This is a genomic window from Clostridium fessum (assembly GCF_027698965.1).
Classification (GTDB): Bacteria; Bacillota; Clostridia; order Lachnospirales; family Lachnospiraceae; genus Otoolea; species Otoolea fessa.
On sequence record NZ_JAQEQF010000004.1, the window covers coordinates 97,066 to 123,111 of the forward strand.

General features: G+C 47.9%; 24 protein-coding genes. 17 read left to right on the plus strand and 7 right to left on the minus strand.

Going from position 1 to position 26,046, the window contains the following annotated elements:
- Positions 1 to 384 precede the first annotated feature (384 nt).
- From PG862_RS06775 to PG862_RS06790, 4 genes are all read left to right on the plus strand, one after another.
- Positions 385 to 585 (plus strand): hypothetical protein, encoded by a 201-nt coding sequence (locus PG862_RS06775; RefSeq protein ID WP_107001169.1) that lies wholly within the window; start codon positions 385 to 387, stop codon positions 583 to 585.
- Between the two features lie 400 nt (positions 586 to 985).
- Entirely contained in the window at positions 986 to 2,494 is a 1,509-nt protein-coding gene (locus tag PG862_RS06780) for a recombinase family protein (RefSeq protein ID WP_107001168.1), read from the plus strand.
- A gap of 73 nt (positions 2,495 to 2,567) precedes the next feature.
- A complete protein-coding gene (locus tag PG862_RS06785; protein WP_270706914.1) occupies positions 2,568 to 5,183 on the plus strand; it encodes an ATP-binding protein in 2,616 nt (871 codons plus the stop codon).
- Positions 5,184 to 5,234: 51 nt separating this feature from the next.
- Entirely contained in the window at positions 5,235 to 5,588 is a 354-nt protein-coding gene (locus PG862_RS06790) for an Hpt domain-containing protein (RefSeq protein WP_270706915.1), read from the plus strand.
- A 50-nt stretch (positions 5,589 to 5,638) separates the two neighbouring features.
- On the opposite strand, the gene PG862_RS06795 is transcribed toward PG862_RS06790, so the two are convergent.
- From PG862_RS06795 to PG862_RS06815, 5 genes are all read right to left on the minus strand, one after another.
- A complete protein-coding gene (locus PG862_RS06795) occupies positions 5,639 to 5,923 on the minus strand; it encodes an ABC transporter ATP-binding protein (RefSeq protein WP_147352785.1) in 285 nt (94 codons plus the stop codon).
- Positions 5,924 to 6,105: 182 nt separating this feature from the next.
- Positions 6,106 to 6,480, minus strand: coding sequence for a desulfoferrodoxin family protein (locus PG862_RS06800; RefSeq protein WP_107001121.1), 375 nt, complete (start codon positions 6,478 to 6,480; stop codon positions 6,106 to 6,108).
- Between the two features lie 21 nt (positions 6,481 to 6,501).
- Complete coding sequence (rbr, locus tag PG862_RS06805) at positions 6,502 to 7,044, minus strand: rubrerythrin (RefSeq protein WP_270252458.1); 543 nt, start codon at positions 7,042 to 7,044, stop codon at positions 6,502 to 6,504.
- Positions 7,045 to 7,123: 79 nt separating this feature from the next.
- A complete protein-coding gene (locus PG862_RS06810) occupies positions 7,124 to 7,363 on the minus strand; it encodes a Crp/Fnr family transcriptional regulator (protein ID WP_270252457.1) in 240 nt (79 codons plus the stop codon).
- Between the two features lie 86 nt (positions 7,364 to 7,449).
- Complete coding sequence (locus PG862_RS06815) at positions 7,450 to 8,229, minus strand: DUF134 domain-containing protein (protein ID WP_270706917.1); 780 nt, start codon at positions 8,227 to 8,229, stop codon at positions 7,450 to 7,452.
- A 115-nt stretch (positions 8,230 to 8,344) separates the two neighbouring features.
- Between PG862_RS06815 and PG862_RS06820 the strand changes: the two genes are divergently transcribed.
- Positions 8,345 to 8,509: a hypothetical protein gene (locus PG862_RS06820; RefSeq protein WP_182432175.1), complete on the plus strand. Its 165-nt coding sequence runs from the start codon at positions 8,345 to 8,347 to the stop codon at positions 8,507 to 8,509.
- Here the strand turns inward: PG862_RS06820 and PG862_RS06825 are convergent.
- Together PG862_RS06825 and PG862_RS06830 are read right to left on the minus strand one after the other, a co-directional pair.
- Positions 8,481 to 8,756, minus strand: a complete 276-nt coding sequence (locus PG862_RS06825; protein WP_243027704.1) for a cupin domain-containing protein — start codon at positions 8,754 to 8,756, stop codon at positions 8,481 to 8,483. The two genes, PG862_RS06820 and PG862_RS06825, sit on opposite strands and share 29 nt — an antisense overlap.
- Positions 8,690 to 9,025 carry a winged helix-turn-helix transcriptional regulator gene (locus tag PG862_RS06830; RefSeq protein ID WP_243027720.1) on the minus strand — a complete coding sequence of 112 codons (336 nt, stop codon included), beginning with the start codon at positions 9,023 to 9,025 and terminating at the stop codon, positions 8,690 to 8,692. Before PG862_RS06830 ends, PG862_RS06825 begins: the two co-directional genes overlap by 67 nt.
- Before the next feature lie 141 nt (positions 9,026 to 9,166).
- On the opposite strand from PG862_RS06830, the gene PG862_RS06835 reads away from it, so the two are divergent.
- From PG862_RS06835 to proC, 12 genes are all read left to right on the plus strand, one after another.
- Positions 9,167 to 11,119 (plus strand): oleate hydratase, encoded by a 1,953-nt coding sequence (locus tag PG862_RS06835; protein ID WP_270706919.1) that lies wholly within the window; start codon positions 9,167 to 9,169, stop codon positions 11,117 to 11,119.
- 288 nt (positions 11,120 to 11,407) lie between these two features.
- Entirely contained in the window at positions 11,408 to 12,370 is a 963-nt protein-coding gene (locus PG862_RS06840; RefSeq protein ID WP_270706921.1) for a hypothetical protein, read from the plus strand.
- A gap of 217 nt (positions 12,371 to 12,587) precedes the next feature.
- On the plus strand, positions 12,588 to 15,203 hold the full coding sequence (locus PG862_RS06845; RefSeq protein ID WP_270706922.1) for a cation-translocating P-type ATPase: 2,616 nt from the start codon (positions 12,588 to 12,590) through the stop codon (positions 15,201 to 15,203).
- A 283-nt stretch (positions 15,204 to 15,486) separates the two neighbouring features.
- Complete coding sequence (locus PG862_RS06850; protein WP_270706924.1) at positions 15,487 to 18,063, plus strand: transglycosylase domain-containing protein; 2,577 nt, start codon at positions 15,487 to 15,489, stop codon at positions 18,061 to 18,063.
- A 381-nt stretch (positions 18,064 to 18,444) separates the two neighbouring features.
- On the plus strand, positions 18,445 to 19,524 hold the full coding sequence (locus PG862_RS06855) for a Gfo/Idh/MocA family protein (RefSeq protein WP_107001112.1): 1,080 nt from the start codon (positions 18,445 to 18,447) through the stop codon (positions 19,522 to 19,524).
- Between the two features lie 16 nt (positions 19,525 to 19,540).
- Complete coding sequence (locus tag PG862_RS06860) at positions 19,541 to 20,257, plus strand: hypothetical protein (protein ID WP_107001111.1); 717 nt, start codon at positions 19,541 to 19,543, stop codon at positions 20,255 to 20,257.
- Between the two features lie 68 nt (positions 20,258 to 20,325).
- Entirely contained in the window at positions 20,326 to 20,835 is a 510-nt protein-coding gene (locus tag PG862_RS06865; protein WP_107001110.1) for a TRAP transporter small permease, read from the plus strand.
- 16 nt (positions 20,836 to 20,851) lie between these two features.
- Complete coding sequence (locus tag PG862_RS06870) at positions 20,852 to 22,132, plus strand: TRAP transporter large permease (protein WP_118467183.1); 1,281 nt, start codon at positions 20,852 to 20,854, stop codon at positions 22,130 to 22,132.
- Between the two features lie 30 nt (positions 22,133 to 22,162).
- On the plus strand, positions 22,163 to 23,221 hold the full coding sequence (locus PG862_RS06875) for a TRAP transporter substrate-binding protein (protein ID WP_182426606.1): 1,059 nt from the start codon (positions 22,163 to 22,165) through the stop codon (positions 23,219 to 23,221).
- A 35-nt stretch (positions 23,222 to 23,256) separates the two neighbouring features.
- A complete protein-coding gene (locus PG862_RS06880) occupies positions 23,257 to 24,228 on the plus strand; it encodes a Cgl0159 family (beta/alpha)8-fold protein (RefSeq protein WP_118522759.1) in 972 nt (323 codons plus the stop codon).
- Positions 24,229 to 24,417: 189 nt separating this feature from the next.
- On the plus strand, positions 24,418 to 25,032 hold the full coding sequence (locus PG862_RS06885; RefSeq protein ID WP_181357223.1) for a GntR family transcriptional regulator: 615 nt from the start codon (positions 24,418 to 24,420) through the stop codon (positions 25,030 to 25,032).
- A 105-nt stretch (positions 25,033 to 25,137) separates the two neighbouring features.
- Complete coding sequence (gene proC / locus PG862_RS06890) at positions 25,138 to 25,968, plus strand: pyrroline-5-carboxylate reductase (protein WP_107001105.1); 831 nt, start codon at positions 25,138 to 25,140, stop codon at positions 25,966 to 25,968.
- Positions 25,969 to 26,046 lie beyond the last annotated feature (78 nt).

Genomic DNA, 26,046 nt, shown 5'->3' on the forward strand with positions numbered 1-26,046 from the left:
ATAAAAGATAGACGGATACGAAGGGTGCTTGTGTCCAGTGACAGGCCCGCCATGACCTCTATTTTTACACTAGAGAGAGCGACCAGGCCCATGCCGTAGGCAGACTGTGGCAGGTCTGCCGGACAAAACACAAAACCCGGATACTTGCGATTAGTCACAATCCGAGCGTGCAGCGGTGTTGCGAACCGTGAGCCGTCGCAGGTAATGAGATCGCCTTGCCATCAGAATGGGGAGAGCTGAAATGCTATGGGACAAAAAGCCAACTGTCCGTCCGGTCTATCTGAAAAAACTTTCTAACCTGTGGGGCCCTTCCTCTATTACTGTCTGATGATAGGGCAACCGTTCTGGCTGGGCCCCATATTTTTCTATGAACAGGAGAATTTTATGAAGGAAAATATATCTAGTCCAGAATTAACGCTGAATATATGGAGTAATGACGCCTGCCGGGGCTATGTGATTATGGCCATGCAGGACTGTGGATTCACCCATAAAGATATTAGCCGTGTAGTAAATCAGCTTTATGGAGTGTTTGACTTATACACACTCAACGAGGCTGAACAGAAATATTATAACGGCGATTATTAGCTTCGGGCCAACGTGGCCCGAGGCTGGGGAAAGCTCAAAGGGCAGTTCCTTCCAGGGAGCCGCTTTTTTAGGTTTCCCCAGCAGACAAGAGGGAAGCTGGCCGCTGTTCATCCGTACTGAAAAGTGGAGGTTTTCGATGGTTCAATCTGTTACATACCAAAGCGAAAAACAATCCGTATATTTTCAAGGGAAACTTATCGTATTGGAAAATCTAATTCCGGTACTATCCCCGGATGAAAAGAACAAGCGAAAAAGAGAAATCGAAAATCACTTATATGATGTGTTCAGTAAATACACGGACAGATTTTACTAATCAACCGCAACATTGTTGTCCGGGGCTGCCTATGGTATAATATAATTGTAAGGTTGGTAGCTCCATTCCATACGGAAGGAGCCCAATATGGACATTATCAGAGAAGATTGTATATACGCGAGACAGTCGGTAGACCGTAAGGACAGTATCAGCATTGAAAGCCAGATTGATTTTTGTAAGTATGAGCTGAAAGGCGGAAGCTGTAAAGTATTCAAGGATAAAGGCTATTCCGGGAAGAATACGGACAGGCCGGAGTTTCAAAAGCTGTTAGGAGAAATCCGAAAGGGCCGGGTGCGGCGGGTAATCGTTTATAAGCTGGACAGAATCAGCCGTTCCATTCTGGACTTTGCAAACATGATGGAGCTGTTCCAGGAATATGACGTGGAGTTTGTTTCGTCCACAGAAAAGTTCGACACCTCAACCCCAATGGGGCGGGCCATGCTGAATATTTGTATCGTATTCGCACAGCTTGAACGTGAGACAATCCAGAAACGCGTCACGGACGCTTACTACTCCCGGTGCCTGAAAGGTTTTCACATGAGCGGACAGGCCCCCTATGGTTATCAGTTGGAGCCGACAGTGGTTGAAGGTATCCGCACAAAAAAGATGGTGGCAGACCCCGAAACTTCCCAATATGTAAAGCTCATGTTTGAAATGTATTCCGAGCCGGAAACGTCTTTTGGTGACATTACACGGTACTTTGAGGAACAGAACATCAAAGTTTACGGTAAATCGCTATTCCGTACCTTTATTTCACAGCTTTTAAGAAATCCTGTTTACGCACAAGCAGATTTAGAACTCTACGAATTTTTTAAAAGCCAGGGGGCGGCTATTGTCAATGACGCTTCCGATTTTGCCGGAACCAATGGCTGTTATCTCTATCAGGGCCGGGACGTGAAGGAGGATAAAGACAGGAGCCTGAAAGACCAGATACTTGTAATCGCTCCACATGAAGCGCTCATACCGTCTGATGTATGGCTGAAATGCAGGAAGAAGCTAATGACAAATAAGAGTTTTCAACAAGGACGTAAGCCGAAAAATACATGGCTTGCCGGAAAAGTTAAATGCGGGTGTTGCGGATATGCCTTAAAGGCAACACACGTTCCGAACAGCGAAGGCTATTTTCGCTGTAGTAAACGGACTGAAAATAAAGGCTGCCCGGGCTGTGGTAAAATCCGTAAATCTGAATTTGAGGAATTTATTTTCAGTGCTATGCGGGCGAGATTTAAAAATTTTCAAGTCCGCCATAGCCGGGAGGAAAAAGTCAATCCCAAACTGACCGCCCATCAAATTGAACTGGCGCAAGTTGAAGCCGAGATTGAAAAACTACTTGATACGCTAACCGGAGCCAACGCAACACTTCTTGCCTATGCTAACAAAAAAATTGAAGAACTGGACACTCGCCGCCAGACCATTTCAAAGGAGATTGCGGAAATGTCCATTGAAACAATGTCACCCCAAAAGGAGCAGGAACTCTCTTATTACCTCGACCATTGGGACAGCATTGAATTTGACGACAAAAGGAAAGCCGTTGACGGCCTGATTATTTCAATCAGCGCAACTAGCGACCACGTTCAAGTAGAGTGGAAAATCTAAGCTCTAACTTCTGGATTATCCCACTCTACTTACTTTCAAATCTATCTTTTCTTTTTAATCTTGTTTGTACCCCTTGTACACCGTTGCTTACGAATATGTCGGATATGATAAGAGCTGGGATGATATGCAGCAGATGCTTGAAGATGGCGAGATTGATATGGTAACATCTCCCCGCAAAACACCGGAAAGAGAAGAAAAGTTTGATTTTTCACGTCCGATCGGAACCAATAATGGGATTCTGACCGTCCGCAGTGACAACAGTACGATTGTGGATGGCAATTACAGTACTTACAACGGTATGCGTGTGGCACTTTTGAACGGAAGCTCACGAGATAAAGAGCTTGCGGATTTTGCAGGCAATAAAGGATTTACATATGATCCATTTTATTTTGATACGACAGAAGAGATGGAGGAAGCTCTTCTGAGCGGAAATGTCGATGCGATTGCTGCCACTTCTATGAGAAAAACAAACAATGAGCGTATCGTGGATAAATTTGACAGCAGCGATTTCTATGTCATTGTTAAAAAAGGTAATACAGAATTGCTGAATGAGATCAATTATGCAATCGACCAGATGAATGCAGTTGAGGGTGACTGGAAAACGACACTTTATAATAAAAATTATGAAAGCATAGAAACTAAGAATCTGGAATATACGGAGAAAGAAAAAAGTATTATTTCACAGTATTCCAAGGACAACCCGCTTCATGTTCTGTGTGATCCGACCCGTTATCCATATTCTTATAATGAAAATGGTGAGATGAAGGGTATTATCCCGGATTACTTCCGGAAAATTGCAGACTATGCCGGGATTTCCTATGAGTTTCTTACACCTGTCACCAGAGATGAGTATATTGCCTATCAGAAAAATAAGGAAACCACAGATATGAGCATCGATGCACGCCTGGAAACAGATAACTATGCTGAGACGAAAAAATGGGGGATTACTGCACCTTTCATTACGATGCAGCTGGCAAGGGTGACACGGCGTGACTTTGATGGGAAAATTAATGTTGTTACTACTGTTGACCAGACAGTATCAAATTCAATTGAAGATGCAATGGCACCCGGTGCAGAAAAACTGATGTGCAGTACCCGACAGGAAATGATGGAAGCTGTCCGTAAGGGTAAAGCAGATGCTGCCTTCGTCTACTATTACATGGCACAGGCGTTTGTGAACAGTGACACTACAGGCACCATGACATATACTCTGCTGGAACAGCCTACATTCACCTACCGCATGGTAATTTCATCAACTGAGAACCATGCGCTGGCTGGTATTCTGACGAAAGCAATGTATGCCATGCCCCAAAATCTTGTTGAAGATCTTGCAGCACAGTATACCACATACAAAGCAACAGAGCTGACATTTGTTGACTGGATCCGTCTGCATCCTGTTGTTACTGTTTTGGTTCTTCTTATTTTTGGATGGCTGCTGACTGCTATGGCTGTGACAATGGTGCGTCTCAGTGCAAGAAAAAAAGCTCAGAAGGCGGCCCAGGAGAAAGCTGAGGAAATGGCGGAACTGGCAGAGCAGGCACAGGCTGCAAACAAGGCAAAAACAGCATTTCTGTCACATATGTCCCATGATATGAGGACACCGATGAATGCAATCATAGGATTTACCGGTATTGCAATGAAAAATAATCCGTCAGACGAAGTGAAAAATTGTCTGGAAAAGATTGACGAAAGCTCAGAGCATTTACTGTCGCTGATCAATGATGTATTAGATCTGACCCGCATCGAAAGTGGAAAAGTGAATTACAATCCGGTACCGGCGGATGTGAAAAACATTACAGATTCTGCATTGGATATTACAAAAGGTTTTCTTACGAACAGGGATATCAACTTTAAGATTCGGCGTGAAGAAGCAAAGATTCCAAATGTGCTTGCGGATCCTGCACGCCTGCGTGATGTGCTGGTCAATATTCTGAGCAATGCCGTAAAATTCACTCCGGATGGAGGGACGATTACATTTGAAGCCCGGTGTCAGGAAAAGGGCGGGGATGGATATATAAATATGCGTTATCGCATTTCGGATACTGGTATTGGCATGAGTGAGGAATTTACAAAAGAAGTTTTTGAGGAATTTGCGCAGGAAGATTCCGATGTGAGAACGCAGTACCATGGAGTTGGACTGGGGATGGCTATCGTAAAGAAGTATGTAGATATGATGGGTGGAACTATTTCCGTGCAGAGTAAAAAGCATGAGGGAACCACATTTACTGTGGATATTCCTTTGGAAATTACAGATAAGGAATGTAATAAGTCAGACACAGGTTTTTCTGAAAAGGTAAATCTTACAGGTGTGAATGTCCTTCTTGTAGAGGATAATGAACTGAATGCAGAGATTGCTACCGTGCAGTTGGAAGAGTTCGGGATGAATGTAGAAAGAGCTGTGGATGGAAAGAATGCTGTTGAGATTTTCAGAAATCATCCGGAAGGCACATTTGATGTAATCCTGATGGATATCATGATGCATGAAATGAATGGTTATGAAGCAGCAAAAGCAATCAGGGCAATGAATGACAGACCGGATGGAAAAAACATTCCTATTATAGCAATGACAGCTAATTCATTTGCAGAAGATGTTCAGGCATCACTGGATGCAGGAATGAACGCACATTTGTCAAAGCCGATTGTGATTGATGAAGTTATAAAAACGATTTTAAGGTATGTATATAATTGATTCGCAGAGGTTCATGAATTAGTGGAATACAATTGACAGGAGGACTAAAATATGACAATGCAAGAGTGTTACGAAGCTATTGGAGGAAACTATGAAGCTGTCTTGGGACGCCTTCACAGCGAAGCACTGATTCGGAGATTTGCATTAAAGTTCCTTGAAGATCAGAGTTATATACAGTTAAAACAGGCATTGGAAAATAAAAATTATGAAGATGCTTTCCGCGGTGCACACACACTGAAAGGGGTGTGTCAGAATCTTTCTTTTGACCGTCTGTATGAGGTTAGTCATGAGTTGACAGAACTTTTGAGAGATGGAACCGGAGAGCAGCCGGGGATATCGGAAGCAATGGAAAAAGTAACAGAAGTATATGAGATGACAATTGAAGAAATAAAGAAGGGGCTGTAGTATTAAGTAATGCGACATGACTTTCTGCCTTGAATCAAGTGCTTGGAACATCATAAAAATGAGTGGATAAAGGAAACAAAATGTCGATTCACCAATAATTGGCCAAAGCGAACGTGGGAAAACTCCACCGCTCCCAGCGCATGGCCGATTCGCTTCGGTGCTTCCGGCTCTGCTTCCATCTCCGGCTCATCCAGTAGCTCATATACCCGCTCCATGGAGGCCAGCGCCGATTGCAGAGAGTTTGTCATATAGGAAAGCTCTGTGATCGGTTCGCTGGACATGTTCATGTACTGGAAAAAGGCCTGGAACGTGCCGGGGGTCAGGCTGCCTTTCATAAGCATCCCACCGCCGAGGATCGCAATCCATGTGTCTGCCCTCCACGGCAATGTTGATCTTGTCGGCGGTGATGGTAGGGATCAGCAAAGCGCCTGCCGCATTCGCCAGCGTGACAAGTAGGACGAATACACACTTGCCGCGATAGGGGTTGAGAAATGGCAACAGATTTTTGAAAGATGAATCACGCTTTCCACAGACTATGGAGGTTGCAATAAGCGTAGACCGCTTCGACTTCATCGCCCTCGCAGAGAGCGAAGCAGACCTCCGGCTTTTCGCCGGGATGCAGTTCCTTGCGCTGATTGCCTTGCTTGGTCTGGAGAGATACCCATTCGATGTAGTGCTCCGGCAGCATAGGATGCTCCAAGGAGCCGACCTTGACATGGACGATGCCGTTTTCTACCGTCCAGACGGGAACATGCTTCTCCACGGCGGCGTCGGTGGTGCCGGGAACGATCTCGCTCATCGGCTCGCCGCAGCAGATGACGGGAACGCCCGTGTCCTTGACCTTGGCAATGATGTTACCGCAATGCTTGCAAATGTAAAACTTCTGCTCCATGATGATTCTCCTTTTCTTTCTTTAATAATTTTCCGCGTGGATCTCAAAATAGCTCTGGGGATGATTGCAGGCAGGGCAGACTTCCGGCGCTTTCTCACCGATCACAATGTGGCCGCAGTTGCGGCACTCCCATACCTTGACCTCACTCTTTGCAAAGACCTCCGCCATCTCCACATTGTGCAGCAGGGCACGGTAGCGCTCCTCATGGTGCTTTTCAATAGCGGCAACCAGACGGAAGCGCTGCGCCAGTTCATGAAAGCCTTCTTCATCGGCGGTTTTGGCAAAGCCGTCGTACATATCCGTCCACTCGTAGTTCTCGCCCTCAGCGGCAGAGAGAAGATTTTCAGAGGTATCGCCAATGCCGTTCAGTTCTTTGAACCACAGCTTGGCGTGTTCCTTCTCATTATCAGCGGTTTTGAGGAACAGCGCCGCGATCTGCTCGAAGCCTTCCTTCTTGGCCTTGGATGCAAAATAGGTGTACTTGTTGCGTGCCTCGGACTCACCGGCAAAGGCAGCCATCAGGTTTTTTTCGGTTTGAGTTCCTGCGTATTTCGTTTCTTTCATGGTGGATACTCCTTCCTGTTTTTCTGCTTTTATTGTAGCAAATCTATGACTTTCTGCTGTGACGAAGTCACATTTCTTCTTATTTTAGACGATTTAGTCTGTCCTTATCCCGCAGCGTGATTGCACCACGCTTCAGCTCCACCAGCCCGTCCTCCGAGAAGCTTTTGAGCATCCGTGCCACTGCCTCCCGTGCCGAGCTGATGTGCTGGGCGATCTGCTCATGGGTCATGCGTATCGTGTCGGAGCCGGTACGCTCCGCTTCGGTAAGGAGAAATTCTGCCAGCCGCCGATCCAATCCCTTGAACATAATCTGCTGCATCGCCCACATCACATCAGAAAAGCGTTTCCATTTCGTGTTCGGTCAAGGATGACCAGAACGGAAGCTGTGTCAGTGTGCGTTCCATATCAATGGCAGCTATGCTTACCGCAGCCGTGATTACCACAGGTGTGACCAGCCTCGCCGTGCTCATGGTCATGGTGGTCACAGTGAACATTGGGATCGTAGCCCAGATTTCCGCTCAGCAATGCGCTCACTGCTGCGTCAGCGTCCCCACTGACACCGCCGTAGAGCTTGATGCCCGCTTCGGCCAGAGCTGCCTGGGCACCGCCGCCGATGCCCCCGCAAATCAAAGTGTCCACGCCGTTCTGCATCAGGAAGCCTGCCAGTGCGCCGTGACCGCTGCCGTTGGTATTAACAACTTCCGCATGAGTGATTTTGCCGTCTGCAGCTTCATAAAGCTTGAACTGTTCGGTATGGCCGAAATGCTGAAAAATTTGACCGTTTTCATAGGTAACTGCAATTTTCATAATGGAATCTCCTTTGCATTTTTTGTTGGATTTTTCTGTGTTGGCTCTCTGCATCCGGCACCAACGGCCGCAGTAGGCTGCCTCCTGTCCTCCACAGATGCGGTAGTTTCCCCCGGTGATGTGCAGCGGTTTCCCGTGGACAAGACACGCTGCGATCTTGCGCCGTGCGACTTCGTAAATCTCCTGCACGGTAGAGCGTGAAATGTCCATTTGCGCGGCACACTGTTCGTGGGTTTGCTGCTCCAAGTCAACCAGACGAATGACCTCGTATTCGTCCAGCGTCAGCAGGATCGGCTTGGTATTCTCGCACCCATTGGGGCAGAAGGTATCAATTTGTGGTGCGCCACAAATCCGGCGGCACCGTGGCGGTCTTGGCATGGACGCGTTCCTCCTTTTGTTTTCGGTATATACCGATTATAACATCTCACGCAGAAAAATCAATACAGATTTTTTAAAAGCCGCTGTAATGCTTATCAGAATCTCAAATATAAGTATGGAAATCGACATTTTTGGTGCAGAGGATATTCAAATCTCCAAGCTGTGTGTCGGATGCATGAGTTTCGGCAAGGCATTGACCAGAATCCCGCGGATGGCAGCCGGAAATGCAGCGCCGTCCCAATCAGCGGCTTTTATGTTTCCGGTATTCCGTTGGGGTTAATATGAAATATGAGAAATGGCAATGGGTAAGAAATGATCGGCAGAATATATTTCTGATAAATCAGGCTGTCGCAAGGGGCAATAAAAGAAGGCATAAATACAAAATTGGGAATGAGGGCTTTTGAGGGAGAATAAAGGCGATGGAGTACCTTTGTATTAATGAATATGCCATTTCCTTCGGTTAAATGAAATTGGTCTTCTCCAATCCACAAAGTAACAGTTCCGGATTCAATATAAATAAACTCCAATTCAGTATGCCAGTGCCATTCGATGCCATTTTTGGCAGAAAGTAGAGCTGCCGCCCAGCAAAAATATTTGCTAATTCGGCGTAGACCTCACGGTGGAGAAGCCCGTTTTCCTCCATCGCCCGGAGCTGGGCGGTCAAAACCTTCTGAGACACATTGCCTACGGACTTTTTCAGCTCCCTGAACCGCTTCGTTCCCGGCAGCAGGTCACGCAGGATCAGCACCTTCCACTTGTCCTGACCAAAGGCAAACGGGAAGTGACAGAAGATGATGAGAGAGAAGCGATGCTCTTGACTTTTCTTCAAAAAAGTTTTACTATCAAATCATTATTAGATAGTATCAAAAACTAGATATCGGGGTAACGTAAAAAAGAAATGGTTTGAAAGTTGAAGAAAGGCAGGGGCGATCAGGACATGAATAAGAAAGCATGGAAAGCGGGTGCGGTATCGGCACTGGCAGTTGGAGCGGGGCTGGCGGCAGCGGCGTCGAAGCGGAAAAAGGCAGGAAAAGTGGTTAAGTCGGCTTCGGATTACCGGAATACGGAACGCGGCAGCCAGGAGAAAAACAGCAAGGGAATTTATTATTCAAAGGGAAATTATGAGGCATTTGCACGTCCGGAGAAACCGGCGGGAATCGAGGGCAAATCGGCTTATATCGTCGGAAGTGGATTGGCTTCTCTGGCGGCGGCGTGTTTTCTTGTGAGAGACGCACAGATGCCGGGAGAAAATATCCATATTCTGGAGGCGATGGAGGTAGCAGGCGGTGCATGCGACGGTATTCAGGATCCGACCCGTGGATATGTGATGCGCGGCGGCCGCGAGATGGAGGATCATTTTGAGTGCCTGTGGGATCTGTTCCGTAGCATCCCGTCCCTGGAGGTGCCGGGGGCATCAGTTCTCGATGAATATTACTGGCTGAATAAACACGATCCGAACTACTCGCTCTGTCGTGCGACGGTCAACCGAGGCGAGGACGCATACACGGACGGCAAATTCCGCTTGAGCCAGAAAGGCAGCATGGAGATCATGAAGCTGTTCTTCACGAAAGATGAGGATCTGTATGACAAATCCATTGAGGATGTGTTTGATAATGAGGTGTTTGATTCGGATTTCTGGCTGTACTGGAGAACAATGTTTGCGTTTGAAAATTGGCACAGTGCATTGGAGATGAAACGGTATTTCCAGCGTTTTATCCACCACATTGGCGGACTTCCGGATTTCTCGGCACTTAAATTTACGCGTTACAACCAGTATGAGTCGCTGATTCTGCCGATGCAGAAATATCTGGAGACGGCAGGCGTCCAGATCCAGTTTGGCACCGAGGTTACGAATGTGCGGTTTGACATCCAGGGTGAGAAAAAGGTTGCGAAGGCGATCGAGTACGTGAAGGGCGGCGAGAAGAAGGAAATCGCGTTGACTGAGGATGATTTTGTCTTTATTACGAACGGAAGCTGTACTGAGGGAACGATCTACGGTGACCAGAATCAGGCACCGGTAGAAGGTGCGGAAGTGCGTACCAGCGGCTGCTGGAGTCTGTGGCGTCAGATTGCTGCGCAGGATCCGGCATTTGGACATCCGGAGAAATTCTGCTCGGATATCCAGAAGACGAACTGGGAGTCTGCGACGGTCACGACTTCGGATGAGACAATCATTTCCCAGATCCGCAAGATTTGCCGCAGGGATCCGAGAAGTGGACGCGTCGTAACAGGCGGTATCGTGAGCTGCCGTGATTCAAGCTGGCTGCTCAGCTGGACGATCAACCGTCAGGGACAGTTCAAAGCGCAGGATAAGGACGAGATCTGCGTCTGGGTATACAGTTTATTTACGGATGTACCGGGCGATTATGTGAAGAAGCCGATGCGCGCCTGCACGGGCAAGGAGATCACAGAAGAATGGCTGTACCATCTCGGAATCCCGGAGGATCAGATCGAGGAACTGGCTGAGAACCATGCGAACTGTACGCCGACGATGATGCCGTATATTACAGCATTCTTTATGCCGCGGCGTGCCGGAGACCGCCCGGACGTTATCCCGGATGGATGTGTCAATGCGGCATTTCTGGGGCAGTTTGCGGAGACCCCGCGTGATACTATTTTCACGACCGAGTATTCCGTCCGCACCGCGATGGAAGCGGTGTATGGCTTGTGCGGCGTAGACCGCGGCGTACCGGAGGTATGGGGAAGTGTCTACGATATCCGCGAGCTTCTGGACAGCACGGTCAAGCTGATGGACGGCAGATCGCCGCTGGAAATGAAGCTGCCGATGCCGTTTGAAGCACTCAAAAAGCCGATTCTCCGGAAGATTGACAAGACGGTGATTGGAAAGCTGCTGCGCGATCACGGCGTGCTGAAAGACTGGATGGTGTAAGAGACTGAGGAACGCAGGTGTTACTGTTCACAGTAACACGCAGGTAAATATGGCTGCGTTAGATAAAGGAAAACAGGCTGTCACAAACAGAAGGCCCCGGACGGAAAACGTTCGTTTGGCATTCGTGTGGCAGCCTTTTTTGTGTAACAGGAAATTGTCGTGAGGCACATTCTTTTTCACTTGCCCGTTTTTCTCTGACATGATACAATAAAGATTGGCGTAAATGTAGAAAATTTGAGAAGAAAACGATTTTGAAAAGGATCGTTTGATAGATGTGAGGGAAAATAGATGGATTATTTACTTTGTATCCCGGCGCGGGAGACAAATACGAGAGAGAATTGTGAGAAAATACATAATGTTCTGGCGCGCATGTCCGATACCTACAAACTGCGGATTGTACCGGAACCGGTTAAGAATAAGCAGTTTCCATGTCCGCCGTATTACAAGAAATACCGGATCTACAAGCCGGTAAAGGAACGCGATACGAACGGAGAGGCATATCTGGAAAAAGAAGAGGAAGAGATGCTCTTGAGTTCCTGCAAGACGGAGGAAGAGCAGGAACTGATGAAAAGCTGTATCTATGCGTACCAGTATTCGGCGGCGATCGTACTTAAAAGCTTCCGGGAGAAGGAAAAGAAAAATAAGATGCAGGTTCGACCTCTTTCGGAGCGGACACAGGCGCCAAGAGGCGTAAGTGGTCCGAATAGGGGAACACGTCTGGAAACACCGGAAAAAGCCGAAAAGCCGGAACAGGAGCGCAGCGCACAAGAACGTCCGTCTGGCAGTGACAGACCGGAACGATCGGAGAGAAGCTATCGGAACCGTACAGCGGATCGTGCTGCTGAGGGGAATACTGAGCGCACGCAGGGCAGAGAAAGAGCTTGCTCAGAGAGAGAGAGGGCAGCGCGTGTTTCGGGAGCCGAGAGAGCAGCGGACAGACGTAGCGGAAACCGCGCGGTGCCGGAAAATGAGAAACGGGAAGACCGCCCGGCTTCTGGAAGGCGGGAGCGGTTTGAGCGCCGTCCACCGCGCAGAGGAGAACGGCCAGAAGTGGAGAAAAATGAGGCCGTGAAAGACCCAGTGCAGGGCGAACTTCCGTTCCGCGCTTACATGGAGACAGGCAGCCTCCCGGCGTTCCGGGATACGGCAGCAACGGTGACTGTACAGCCGATACAGCGGAAGAAAGAAGGTTATATGCCGATGGAGCGCAAACCGGCCGCGCAGACGCAGGAGCCGGAACCACAGGTGTAAGGTATGTGACAGAAACAGAACGATAAAATTAAATCACAGAATTTATAGAATGGCATCGAAACAATAAGAGTTCCGATGCCATTTGAGCATCAAACAGGACTATGCTTTCCATTTCTTTATTCTAACCATTCAGTTCTAATCCCCCCTATTTTCCGCATATGAATAAATGCAGTCTGTGAAAAGTACAGAACAGGGACAGAAAAAGGGGGAAATGCGCATGTATGAGAACCGGACGGTGGAAGAGGTGTGCAGGGAGTTTTCGGTCGATTTGCGGACAGGCTTATCGGCAGCGGAAGTGGAGGTGCGGCAGCGCCATTATGGGGAAAATGAGCTGCGGGAAGCACCACCGCGGAGTCTGATTGTGCGCATCGGGGCACAGCTTTGCGACTCCCTGATTTTTGTGTTGTTTGCGGCAGCCGGGATCTCCCTGCTTTTGGGCGAGTACGGCGATGCGGGGGTAATTCTGGCGGTTGTCGTATTAAATGCCACGGTGGGCGTGATTCAGGAGGGGAAGGCGGAGAAAGCGCTCGAATCCTTAAAACGGATGACGCAGCTGGAGGCGGTTGTGATCCGGGAAGGAAAAGAGCGGGAGATTGCCGCGCGGGAGCTGGTGCCGGGGGATCTGGTCGTGCTCGATGCCGGGCGGCAGGTTCCAGCCGACCTGCGTCTTACCGAGACAGCTGAAATGCGGGCAGAAGAATCAGCGCTGACCGGCGAATCGCGGGCGGTTGAGAAAAACAGCCATTTTTTAGCCGCCGGTGCGCTTCCGGTGGCAGAGCGTAAAAATGAGACATTTATGACTTCTTATGTGACGGCAGGGCGGGGAAAGGGAATTGTCATCGCCACCGGCATGAATACGGAGGTAGGGCGGATTGCCTCTCTGATCCGCGAGGCGCCGGAGGAGGAGACACCGTTGCAAAAAAGGCTGTCGGATCTGGGGAAACTATTGAGTATTCTTACGATCGGGCTGTGCGTTTTATTATTTGCCCTCGCCGTCTGGCAGAAGCGCGACGTGATGGAAATGCTGCTCACTGCGATTTCCCTGGCGGTAGCTGCCGTGCCGGAGGGGCTTCCGACGACGGTGACGATTGTGCTGGCGCTGGGAGTGACGAAAATGGCGCGGGCTGGCACGATCGTGCGCCGTCTTCCGTCCGTGGAAACACTGGGGGCAGTCAGCGTGGTCTGCTCAGATAAAACGGGGACGCTGACGAAAAATGAGATGACGGTGACGACATGTTATGTAAATCGACAGGAGTATACGGAACAGGAATTGGCGCGCTCTAAGGAAAGAGAAGTGGGAAAACGGCTTCTGGAGGTATTTGCGCTGTGCAGCGATGCCGGGGAGACGGTGGGGGATGCCACCGAGCGGGCGCTGTACGGATTTTGTGAAAATTGTGGTGTTTCTCCGGAGCATCTGCGTCGGAGATATCCGCGGAAAGGGGAGATTCCCTTTGATTCGGATCGGAAGAGAATGACGACGGTGCATGAGCAGGGAGAAAACTGGATTTCTTGTGTAAAAGGGGCGCCGGATGTGATTCTTAAAAGGTGTCGTTATGAGATGGAAGAGGACAAAATTGTGCCGCTGACCAGGGAGAGGCGGACAGAGATTGAGGCGGAGATCACGCGTATGTCCGCGCGTGCCCTGCGAGTACTCGCGGGGGCGTATAGGGAGCTTCAAACAGGAAAAATGCCGGATGGAAAGTGGGAGAAACAGATGGGACAGCTGGAACAGAACCTGATATTTCTGGGGCTGGCAGGCATGATGGATCCGCCGAGGGAGGCAGCAGCCGGGGCAGTTGAGGCATTTCGCAGGGCATCTGTGCGGACGGTCATGATCACTGGAGATCATGCAGACACGGCGCTTGCGATCGCCAGGCAGCTGGGGATTGCCAAACGGCGGGAAGAATGCATGACGGGGGCGCAGCTGGAAACGCTGGATGAGGGAGCTCTGGAGGAACGAATCGGTTCTGTATCAGTCTTTGCACGGGTGTCGCCCGAACATAAAGTCCGGATTGTGCGGGCTTTAAAACGCGCCGGGTGCGTGACGGCGATGACCGGGGACGGCGTAAATGATGCGCCGGCGCTTAAATCAGCCGATATCGGGATCGCGATGGGAAAAGGCGGCACCGATGTGGCGCGGCAGGCGGCGGATATGATTTTGACGGATGATAATTTTGCGACGATCGAGAGGGCAATTGAGGAAGGGCGCGGCATCTATGAAAATATACGAAAATCTATACTGTTTCTGCTTTCCTCCAATCTGGGGGAGATTTTAACCATGTTTGCCGCCGTTGCTATCGGAATACCGGCGCCGCTGGGAGCCGGGCACATCCTTTGGATCAATCTGATTACGGACTCGCTTCCGGCGTTGGCACTCGGCATGGATGGAAACGACCGGGAAAACTTGATGCGTCAGCCGCCGCGCCGGACGGGCGAGTCGCTGTTTGCCGGAGGCGGATGGTTTTGCATGGCATTTTACGGGTGTCTGATTGCAGCGGTCACGCTGGGGGCATTTTTCAGCAGACAGGAGCTTTTGCGGGCGCAGACGTATGCATTTACCGTTCTGGGACTGTCGGAGCTCTTTCACGCGGTCGGCATGCGCTCGCTCACGGGCTCGGCATTTTCGCGCAGTCTTGGGAAAAATCCGCTGATGCTTGCGGCATTCCTTGTGGGGATTCTGATGCAGGTTGCGGTGACGGAGATTCCTTTTTTGATGAAACTCCTTCACACGGTGCGGCTGCACCCGGCAGAGTGGCTGGCGCTTCTCCTGTTATCCGCCACGCCGCTGTTAGTGCATGAACTTTTAGCATTTCTTTTTCGGAAACGGCGTTGATACAGCGAAAATGCAGTTTACAGATAGGTATTTTTGAAGCCCCGGCAAATTCCGTTACTGGGCACGTATGCGCGAACAGTAACACGCGGCAGGAGATTGAGCAGATTTCGAAAACAGGCTTGTTCTTTTGGACAAAAAAACTTATAATAAAAGGGAGTCCAAGCTGATTTTGTCAGAAAAGTATAAAAAGTTGCTGTCCGCAGACAGGCATTTTTGAAGTCTAAGGTGCCGCATGAAAATAGAATGGAAGCAACCATAGATACATAGGAAGATGAGGGAAGAGATGAGGGAGAAACAGACGAGAGAGGACGCCTCCGGCGTTCGAAAGAAGCCGGCAGCTTCATCCGCACGATCTTCGGGCAGGCGGGGCACTGCAAAGAAAAGCGGGAAAATTGATGTCGGCAAGCAAAAGAAAGCGGGCAAAAATAACAGCCGGAGCGGTGGGCAGATCGTGTTCCATGCGATGGCAAGGATCTTTGGAACCATGTTCAAGACGCTTCTGGTGTGTCTGGTACTGCTGGTGATTGGCGGTGCCGGATTTGGCGCATATAAGCTGATTCCGCTCTATGAGGACTATAAAAGCCAGATAGAGGGAGTGGTGGAAAACAGTACGCTGGATACGTTCCGTTTGCAGGAGGCAAGTTATATTTATGATTCCAACGGTAATGTGCTGGCGAAGCTGACGGGAGACGAGGATTCCAGTTATTTGACGTATGACCAGATACCGCAGAATGCAGTCAACGCATTTGTGGCGATCGAGGATCGGACGTTCTGGGAAAATCCAGGCATTGATATAAAAGGTATTTTCCGTGTCGCAATCAATTACTTTTTGACTGAGGGAGCAGAAAAGCACGGCGCGAGTACGATCACCCAGCAGTTAGCGAGAAACCGTTTTCTGACCCGCGAGGTGTCGATGGAGCGGAAGATCAAGGAGATGCTGATTTCCTTAGATCTGACGAAGAAATACACCAAAGAGCAGATTATGGAGTTCTATATCAATGATATCAGCTTCGCGAACACGTACTACGGGCTTCAGGCGGCTGCAAGAGGTTATTTTGGCAAGGATGCGGATGAACTGTCCTTGAGCCAGACGGCATATTTGTGTGCGATTCCGAACTCGCCGACGTATTACAACCCGTACCGTCATCCGGAAAATGCGCTGACACGCCGCGATAAGATTCTAGAAGATATGCTGAGTATGGGATTTATTACGGAGAAAGCGTGCAAAGAGGCAAAGGCGGAGGAGATCACGGTCAACCGCCAGAGAGTGCCGCTGCACAACTATGAGACGACGTATGCGATCGACTGTGCGATTCGCTATCTGATGCGCCGTGACGGCTTTGAATTCCAGTATGGATTCCGCAGCGACGAGGCTTACAAAGAGTACAATGCCAATTACAACGAGGTGTACAACCAGGAGCGCGATGCGCTCTACACGGGCGGCTATAACCTTTATACCTCGTTGGATCCGGACAAGCAGACGATCCTGCAGGATGCATTAGATGGAGTTTTGTCCTTTGATGGCAATACATCCGAAAACGGCGTTTACAAGCTGCAAGGCGCGTCCACCGTTATTGACAACAAGACGAACCGCGTCGTGGCGATTGTGGGTGGACGTAGTCAAGAGACGGATACCTACACATTAAACCGTGCGTTCCAGAGCCCGAGACAGCCGGGAAGTTCTATCAAACCGTTGATCGTGTATACACCGGCACTGGAAAATGGTTACACATCGGAAACAAAGATTCCGAATATCGATATTGACGCGGCGAAGCAGAAGGGCGTGGATGTGAAGTCCCTTTCCGGCGAGAGGCTGGAGCTTCGAAATGCGGTCGAGCGAAGTAAAAATGGTGTGGCATGGTATATCTATGATGATATCACACCGGATGTCGGCATGGCATATTTAACCCAGATGCGCTTCGCGAGCGTGCAGGCGGCGGACTATTATCCGGCGACCTCCCTGGGCGGCTTTACCACCGGTATGACGACCGAGGAGATGGCGGGCGCTTATGCAGCGCTGTCAGACCGGGGACAGTACCGCGAACCGACCTGTATTATCAAGATGATCAATAACCAGGGCGAAGATATTTTTGAAGATTATGAATCGGTTCAGGTTTACCAGGAGAGCAGCGCCGTGATGATGACCGATATTTTAAAGGGAGTTGTCACAAAAGGTACGGCGGCATCGATGGGGTGGAGCGGCAATATAGAGGCGGCCGGAAAGACCGGTACGACCAACGGCAGCCGTGACGGCTGGTTCTGCGGCATGACGCCATATTATACGATGACGGTCTGGGTTGGCTACGACCAGCAGAAGACACTTTCCAGCCTGTACGGCGGCACGTATCCGGCGAAGATCTGGAAAAATGCGATGGAAAAGATGGTAGAGGGGCTTCCGGCGGCGTCCTTTGATACCCCGGAGACGGACAATGGACGCGGAGAAGGAACCTATCTGGCAGGTCATCCGGATGCATTTGAAATCACAACCAGCGGATATACCGCGGCGAATTTCAGAAGGGATCATTTGCTCTCGGATGAGGCGGCGAAGCTTCTGGAGTCTGCAAAGAGCGGCGATTCCGGCCGCAGCAGCAAGGAGTTAAAAGAAGACGCCAGCGCCAAGATCGAGCAGATCAAGAGCGAATCCATCAAAGAGCGGATGCAGCGGATCCACAAGACGGGTACGGCAGGAAAACGGTATTCAGCCCCGGCGGTGGTGCCGGAAACACCTGCCGAGACAGTTGAAGATCCGGCAGAATCTAGCACGACGATCGTGCCGGCAGGACCGGGCAGCGACATCGGACCAGGACACGGTCCGGCGCAGGAACCGGCAGTGGGTCCGGCGGCGGAGATTGGGCAGTAAAGAATTGAAAATGAGAAGAGTCATTTGATGCAGAGACATTAAATGGCTCTTCTTTGTTTTGTAGAAAAGAATTGTTCTATGAAATCTGTTCAAGATTTATGTGGAATCAATGGCGGAAGAATATTTGAATGAGAATAAAATTGACCGATTGTTTATGCAATAAGGGAAATATGGGGGAAAATGGATTGGAAATGTACAATACAATGAAATAAAACATGATAAAAGATCAATACGATTTAAAGTTCGTCAAATAAAATCAGAAAATGACTTGAAAATGAAAAAATAAAGTGCTAATATATCAGTAAGATATCTGAGATATATTAAAGAAAACAAAGTGCATGTACTAATAAAAGATTAAAAAAGAAAGGAAGGAAAAAGAGTATGGGCGACAAAATCAGATTTGGTATTATCGGCGGCGGTATGGCAGGTCCGTTAAATGCAGGAGCACTTCGGGATATCCCGGAAGCAGAGGTTGTTGCATTCTGTGACGTGAAAGAGGATGTGGCAAAGGAATTCAGCAAAGAGTACAATATTCCGTCTTATTACACGGATTATAAAGAGATGCTGAAACGAGATGATATCGATGCTGTCTGTGTAGTAACACCTCCATTCCTGCATGAGCAGATGGTTGTGGACTGTGCGAAGGCTGGCAAACACGTAATGTGTGAGAAACCAATTTCTGTCGATTGTAATGCAGCTGACAGGATGATTGCAGCATGTAAAGAAGCGGGCGTTAAATTTGGTGTTATCTTTATGTACCGTTTCATGGATCAGGCTCAGCTGATCAAGAAAGCGCTGGATGAAGGCAAGCTTGGTAAACTTCTTTCGGTTGATTGTTCTGGAAAATGCTTCCGAAGCGATGAATACTATGCTTCCGGTGCATGGAGAGGTACATGGAAAGGTGAGGGCGGCGGTTCCCTGATTAGCCAGACCGTTCATTTTATTGACTTAATGCTTTATTTAGTCGGCGATGTAGAGAGACTGACTGGTAATTATATGACAACCCTGCATCCGGATATTGAAGTAGATGACGTAGCCAACGCAATATTCAAATTTAAGAATGGGGCGTTGGGAAGCCTGGTAAGTAGTAGTGCAGTCCGTCCGGGTTATCCGCGTCACATCGAAATCCATGGTGAAAAAGGTACGATCAAGATTGTGGAAGAAGAGATCGTAGAATGGAAAGTAGAAGGCATGAACGAGGATGATTACCTGACCAAGGTAAAAGTTGACTCTGGTGATACAGCAACGGGTGCTGGCTATGTGGCAACCGAAAATCACAGAAGACAGCTTACTGATTTCATCCATGCGATCAAAGAAGATCGTGAGCCGATGGTAGACGGCGTAGAGGGAAGAAGAACACTTGAATTTATCCGTGCGATTTATCAGTCGAGCGACCTTGGTAAAGAAGTGCATTTCCCGATCCAGGAAGATGAAAAATACGGAAAGAAGACAGCTTGGTAATAAGGAGGTATAGATTATGGAAAAGAAGATGTATACAGAGACGTTGGAAAAGGTTCGCAATGATTATGCGGTTCGCAATATTGATAAATTAGAGGCAGCGATCAAAGCCGGTGATATGGAAAAAGCGCTGGAGCTGCACAAATTAAATGTAGAGAAAAAGACAGGATTTCACCATTTCGCAGTCCGCTGGGTAAATCAGACATTACGCAATTTCAAGAAATGGGCACCGGATGAGGCGATCTTTGAATGTATGGAAGACTATGCATTATGGTGCTATCCGCCATGTCTGCAGGACTGGATGGAGAAATATAAAGCGGGTCAGGCTACATATAAAGATTTCCCAATGGAAGATTTCCTGGAGAACCGTGCAGTATTATGGTCTGCTCTTCATGATAACGGCGATCAGATTTGGGAAGAGGATGAGGAGAAGATTACCTTTACACTTCCGCGTTGTAACAGCGGCGGCTGGCTGGTAACCGAATGTCAAGACAAGGTACAGACTTTAGATAAACCGGATCCAAGAGCTTATAATAAGGAAGGATTCCAGTGCTACTGCCTGAACTGTACAACCATGTGGGAGTTTGGTTGGTACAAATGGTTTGGATGGCCATTATTCATTATGGATGTGCCGACTATCGGCAGTGACGGTAAGTGCGTGATGGTTATGTACAAAGATCCGAAAGATATCCCGGATTCTTACTATGAGAAACGCGGCTTAGAGAGAAAGATCTAATAAAAAACCGGCGGCAGTTTCACCGGCTGCCGCCTTTGTAAAAACTATCCAGGAAAGGGGGATACATTATGAAAGAAAAGGGGAACCCACTTCTCCAGATAATTCGAAATGTAAATGATGCGGTAGTAGTTGTTCTTTTCCTTGCGATGACAATTACAGTTATTATTCAGGTTTTTTTTCGTTTTGTAATACAGAGTCCTCTTAGATGGACCGAAGAATTAGCGAGATATCTGATGATATGGCTGGTATTGATGGCATCGGCGATTGCGATGAGAAATCGTTCTCACCTTCAGGTAGATGTTCTGACATCTGCACTTCCGCAAAAGCCGAAACGCATTTTGACCGCGATTGTAGATCTTTTAACGATTGTTTTCTTATGTATTATGACATATTTCGGGTTCAAAGTAGTACAGTCTACGACGGCTCAGACGTCTCCGGCGATGCAGATTCCGATGGCTTTGATTTACGCGGCATTCCCAACCGGTGGAGTTTTGATGATTATGGAACAGCTCCTTACCTTTATCGAACGCTTAAAAAACAAGAATGCACCGGAAGAACCGAGAGAATTTATAGATTAGTAAAGGAGGCTGCGATATGTTAGGATTTTTATTTATCTGTATTTTGTGTCTGTTTCTAATCGGAGCCCCTATTTTTGTTGCACTCGGAATGGGAACGACACTTTCGATTATGCTTGAGGGAAATTTCCCATTGGTTCTGGTACCGCAGAGAATGTTTGCGGGTCTTGACAGCTGGCCGATCATGGCGATTCCGATGTTCATGCTGGCAGGAAATCTGATGGATCAGGGCGGTATGTCCAAACGGATTGTAGATTTTGCAAGTGCGTCGATCGGCTTTGTAAAAGGAAGTCTGGCGATGGTAGCCGTACTGGCATCCATGATTTTCGCGGCAATTTCCGGTTCAGCAACGGCTGGAACAGCAGCAATCGGTTCGATCATGACGCCTGCATTTAAAGAAAAAGGCTATAACATGAGTTTCGTAACGGTTCTGCTCTCAGCAGCAGGAAGTATCGGACCGATTATTCCGCCAAGTATCTTAATGGTTCTGATTGGATATTCCACAGGTGCATCTGTTGGTCAGTTATTCCTCGGAGGCGCTATTCCTGGAGTTATGATTGGTGTGGCACTGATGGTCTACTCCTATATTCACGCTTCCAGGGGCGGAGATGCATATATCCAGACAACCAAGTTTGATCCGAAAGAAGTACGGAGAACGATGTTTTCTGCACTTCCTGGTTTAGGACTTCCGATTATCATTATCGGTGGTATCATCAGCGGTATCTTTTCTGCAACTGAAGCAGCGGCTGTGGCGGTTGTCTATGGCTTCCTGGTAGGTATGTTTATTTACAAAGAAATTACATTGAAAGATTTACCTGGTATTTTTGTTAAGTCCGCGCAGACAGCGGCTGGCATCATGATTATCACAGGCTGCGCTTATATCTTTGCATGGTTTATCACAGCAAAACAGCTGCCGCAGCTCTTAATCCAGGTTATGAATACATTCATCACAAGTAAGACTGCATTCCTTATTTTCTTAAATATTGCGCTGTTCTTAGTTGGAATGTTTATGGAAAGTTTCTCTGCAATTATCGTTTTAATGCCGATCTTATTCCCGGTAGCAACCGCTTATGGAATCGACCCGATTCACTTTGGTGTTATTGTCTGCATCAACCTGGCGATTGGATACGTAACACCGCCTTATGGAGCAACTTTATTCGTTGCCTGTGGATTGACCGGCAAAAGTGTAAGAGAGGTATTCCCGTTTGTAATTCCTACGATTCTTGCAATGTTAGTTGTACTGATTATTGTTACATATTTCCCGCAGACCTATTTATGGCTGCCGCAGTTAATGGGATAAAAAGATGAAATGAAAGGAGGATTTATTGTTATGAAGAAAAATGTGAAACGGTTTGTAAGCATGACGATGGCGATGCTGGTGGCAGCTGGTTCTCTGGCAGGATGTGGAGGAGGCGGCAGCGCTTCCACAGGAGAGTCCGCAAAGGCAGCGGCTAATACAGGCGGTTCATCCGGTGGTGCGGTGACCGTAAAGGTTTCCTTATCACAGGCAGCAACCGAACCTCCGGTAAAAGCAGCGGAGTATTTTAAAGAGATTGTGGAAGAGCGCTCCAATGGCGAAATTAAAGTAGAAGTATATCCGGATAACCAGCTTGGCAACGAGCGAGATGTCATTGAGGGTATGCAGCTTGGCACTGTAGAGATGGCGATGACGTCGGTAGCGCCGTTCTCCAGCTTTGTTCCATCTGTTAATATATTCTGCCTTCCGTTCCTCTGGAGAGATAAGGAACATATGTATTCCGTTCTGGACTCTGACGAGATTGGAATGTCCTATAGCGGTGACTGTGAGGAGAAAGGCTTCCATCTGATGGGCTTCCTGGATTTGGGAACCAGACATATCATGACAACGCAGAAGACGATCAACAGCATCGAAGATTTAAAGAACCTCAAGATCCGTACCATGGAAAATCAGGTACAGCTGGATTCCTTTACCGCATTCGGCGCAAGCCCGCTGCCGATGGCATACGGCGAATTATACACAGCGCTGCAGCAGAACATCATTGACGGTGCAGAAGCGGCCAATACAAACTATTATTCCAAGAAGTTTTATGAGGCAGCGCCGCACTGGGCAATGGTTGGATGGACCAACGACTTAGGTATCTGCGTAGTTGCTAAGAATTTCTATGATTCTCTTTCGGACGAGCACAAACAGATTATCGATGAGTGCACCAAAGAAATGATCGATAAAGAGAGAGAACTTTATACAGCATCTGAGGATGAGTGCCTGGAACTGTTAAAGGGAGAGGGCATCGAAATCACAGAGCCGGATCGCGAACCATTTATCGAGGCAGCACAGAGCGTATATGATCAGTGGGGCGATAAAGTAGGCGGAAGAGATAAAATTGACGCAATCGTTAATTTTGGAAAATAAAATGTGTTCAGTGACAGAGAAAGGCAAAGGTGTATATGGGATTTGATTATCAAAGTTTTTTGAACGACAAGATTTTTGAAGAATTAAACAAGATAAAAGCCTTTTCTCCGGAGGTTGTTGAGCAGGAAGCGGCGGCGCGAAAAAAACCGGGATTTCCGCATGATAAGCTGGTATTTGCGGCAGCGGATCACAATGCCAGAATGATCAATGAGTACAAAGGAAATCCGATTGGTTTAAGTAATAGGCGGGAGTATTTATCCCGCCTGGTGCGGATGCTGCAGAGTGATCAGATTGATGGAATCGAGGCGACACCGGATATTATTGAAGATTTATTTATCCTCAATAAATTGCAGCGGGAACGTGGAGAAAAGGCGTTTCTGGATGGGAAGATGCTGGTTGGCACTGTGAACCGGGGCGGTCTGAAAAATACAGTATGGGAGATGGACGATATGCCGTCCTGTTATACAGTCGATCGCCTAGTGAAACTTCGAATGGACGGTGTAAAGTTTATGATCCGTCTGAATCCGATGGATGAGCGAAGCAAATATACGGTTCGGTACTGTGCAGAAGCTGTCAATGCAGCAGAGTCAGCTGGTCTTCCAATTTTTATCGAGGCGCTGTATGTAGAAACAACGGAAACGGGGTTTACGATGAAGACGGATTCAGAGAGTCTGTGTAAGGTAGTCGGCGTGGTAGGCGCTCTTGGCTGCCGTGCATCCGGCAAATGGATTGAAGTTCCGCTGAATCATGAATATGCAGTTCCGACGGCGGCGACCACCTGTCCGGTGCTGGTAGTTCCAGACGAGGTAAAGAGTGAGCCGATTGAGGTTGTAGAAGAGTACACGAAAGAGATCGGAATCAGCAGCAATATCCGCGGAATCTTGCTGGGACGAAATGTTATGTACAATGAATCGGATCCGCTTCCAATCGCGGAAGCGATCGCGGATATCTGGCATAAGGGCGGCAACGCGGAAGAAAATTACAAGCGATGCGTCGAAAAATTATAAAAAAAATAGGGCATATCAGGTTACTGGGCATGTATGCGTGAACAGTAACTATATCAGAAACGGGGTATATACAAAAGTCTAATTGAATTTGATCCTTATTTGCGCTATTATAAAAATAAGCATTCCTGTAGACTAAAAGAAGTTGGATGCAAATCACAGATTTGTTCTACAAGAAAGATGAGGGAAACAATGCGAGTTAGTGATGTGGCATACGAGAAGATTAAGATGATGATTATTACAGCCAGACTTCGCCCCGGACAGACATTAGTAGAGGCTGAATTGATGGAAGAGCTGGGGATGGGACGAACTCCCATCCGTGAGGCACTGAATCGACTGGCATGGGAAAACTTTGTGAAAATTGTCCCGAGACAATGTATTATGGTAAATGAGATTTCCTTATATGAAGTGGAATCGATTTATCAGATGAGATTTGCTCTGTCTCCACTTGAATCAGAGCTTGCTGCTATGAATCGGACGGAAGAAGATTTAAAGCGGCTGAAAGACAGCCTGGAAGTCCTGAGAGAGGAGACAGATGCGGAAGAAAGAGTTCTTTTGGATCGAGCATTTCATAGAATTATTTCTTCTATGACTAGGAATCCGTTTCTTGAGCGGGAGATGAATAATTACCAGGATTTGAGTATTCGTCTTCTGTTTTTAAACCGGATTAATTTATCTTCGATTGATGATATGGATATTGGACATCATGAGGAAATTTATCGTTGTCTTCAGGAGAGAGATGTAGATAAATTGATATCGGTTCAGAAAGCGCATGTTCAGGCATTTAAAGAAAAATTTATCCGCTGAGAGCGGGAACTTCCCTTCGCTGAAAGGCGAAGGGAAATATAAGCCACATAAGATATATTTGAAGTATATTACTAACTCGGACTTTAAGTTGAAAGGAGACCAGCTATGAAAAAAATTGCTTTTATTGGAAGTGGAACTATGGGTACAGCTCTTGCAACGGCAGCCTGCAAGGGAATTGATCCATCGGAAGTTGTGATTACAGATGTGGTTACAGAAAAAGGACAGAAATTAGCGGACGAGCTGGGATGCAACTTTGTTGAGACCAATGGAGAAGCGATCAAGGCAGCTCATTATGTTGTGTTCTGTGTAAAACCGCAGTTTTTAAAGAGTGTTCTGGAAGAGGTGAAACCGGTCTTTGCGGCATGTGCAGAAGAAGGGCAGGAAAAAATTATCGTTTCGATTGTAGCGGGTGTTGAGGTTTCAACCTATATGAAAGAATTAGAGTTAGAAGGAAAGAATGTTCCGGTTATCCGTATTCTCCCGAATACAGCCTGCTTGATTGGAAAAGGTTTTATCCTGATCGAACAGGGCGACAGCTACACGAAGGAACAGGAGGACGAATTCCGGTATATTCTACGTGAAGCCGGTGGATTTGACAGCCTTCCGGCCTCCCAGTTTGTGGCAGGCACAGTATTAACATCTACATCCCCGGCGTTTATCGCAATGTTTGCTAATTCTCTGGCAGACGGCGGCGTTTACAATGGTCTTCTACGTTATCAGGCGAGAAGATATGCACTGGAAGGAATCCTTGGAACCGTGCAGCTGTTTTTACAGAGCGAAAAGCATCTTGAGAATTTAAAAGATGATGTGTGTTCTCCGGCTGGTCCGGCGATGATCGGTGTGAAGACACTGGAAGACCGTGGATTCCGCAGCAGCGTGATCAATGCAGTTGTCGATGCTTATAAACGATTTGATGAAATTGGAAAATTAAAATAATCGTTGCATCATCCTGAAAAAGCCCCCCTTTATATTTTTATACCACCTTAGCAGCCGGTCGGTTTCTCTGATAAAGAG

Coding starts and splice junctions, on each gene's coding strand:
- PG862_RS06775 (WP_107001169.1), top strand. CDS start 385: ATGAAGGAAAATATATCTAGTCCAGAATTAACGCTGAATATATGGAGT.
- PG862_RS06780 (WP_107001168.1), top strand. CDS start 986: ATGGACATTATCAGAGAAGATTGTATATACGCGAGACAGTCGGTAGAC.
- PG862_RS06790 (WP_270706915.1), top strand. CDS start 5,235: ATGACAATGCAAGAGTGTTACGAAGCTATTGGAGGAAACTATGAAGCT.
- PG862_RS06795 (WP_147352785.1), bottom strand. CDS start 5,923: ATGAAAGGCAGCCTGACCCCCGGCACGTTCCAGGCCTTTTTCCAGTAC.
- PG862_RS06800 (WP_107001121.1), bottom strand. CDS start 6,480: ATGGAGCAGAAGTTTTACATTTGCAAGCATTGCGGTAACATCATTGCC.
- rbr (WP_270252458.1), bottom strand. CDS start 7,044: ATGAAAGAAACGAAATACGCAGGAACTCAAACCGAAAAAAACCTGATG.
- PG862_RS06810 (WP_270252457.1), bottom strand. CDS start 7,363: ATGCAGCAGATTATGTTCAAGGGATTGGATCGGCGGCTGGCAGAATTT.
- PG862_RS06815 (WP_270706917.1), bottom strand. CDS start 8,229: ATGCCAAGACCGCCACGGTGCCGCCGGATTTGTGGCGCACCACAAATT.
- PG862_RS06820 (WP_182432175.1), top strand. CDS start 8,345: ATGGAAATCGACATTTTTGGTGCAGAGGATATTCAAATCTCCAAGCTG.
- PG862_RS06835 (WP_270706919.1), top strand. CDS start 9,167: ATGAATAAGAAAGCATGGAAAGCGGGTGCGGTATCGGCACTGGCAGTT.
- PG862_RS06840 (WP_270706921.1), top strand. CDS start 11,408: ATGGATTATTTACTTTGTATCCCGGCGCGGGAGACAAATACGAGAGAG.
- PG862_RS06845 (WP_270706922.1), top strand. CDS start 12,588: ATGTATGAGAACCGGACGGTGGAAGAGGTGTGCAGGGAGTTTTCGGTC.
- PG862_RS06850 (WP_270706924.1), top strand. CDS start 15,487: ATGAGGGAGAAACAGACGAGAGAGGACGCCTCCGGCGTTCGAAAGAAG.
- PG862_RS06855 (WP_107001112.1), top strand. CDS start 18,445: ATGGGCGACAAAATCAGATTTGGTATTATCGGCGGCGGTATGGCAGGT.
- PG862_RS06860 (WP_107001111.1), top strand. CDS start 19,541: ATGGAAAAGAAGATGTATACAGAGACGTTGGAAAAGGTTCGCAATGAT.
- PG862_RS06865 (WP_107001110.1), top strand. CDS start 20,326: ATGAAAGAAAAGGGGAACCCACTTCTCCAGATAATTCGAAATGTAAAT.
- PG862_RS06870 (WP_118467183.1), top strand. CDS start 20,852: ATGTTAGGATTTTTATTTATCTGTATTTTGTGTCTGTTTCTAATCGGA.
- PG862_RS06875 (WP_182426606.1), top strand. CDS start 22,163: ATGAAGAAAAATGTGAAACGGTTTGTAAGCATGACGATGGCGATGCTG.
- PG862_RS06880 (WP_118522759.1), top strand. CDS start 23,257: ATGGGATTTGATTATCAAAGTTTTTTGAACGACAAGATTTTTGAAGAA.
- PG862_RS06885 (WP_181357223.1), top strand. CDS start 24,418: ATGCGAGTTAGTGATGTGGCATACGAGAAGATTAAGATGATGATTATT.
- proC (WP_107001105.1), top strand. CDS start 25,138: ATGAAAAAAATTGCTTTTATTGGAAGTGGAACTATGGGTACAGCTCTT.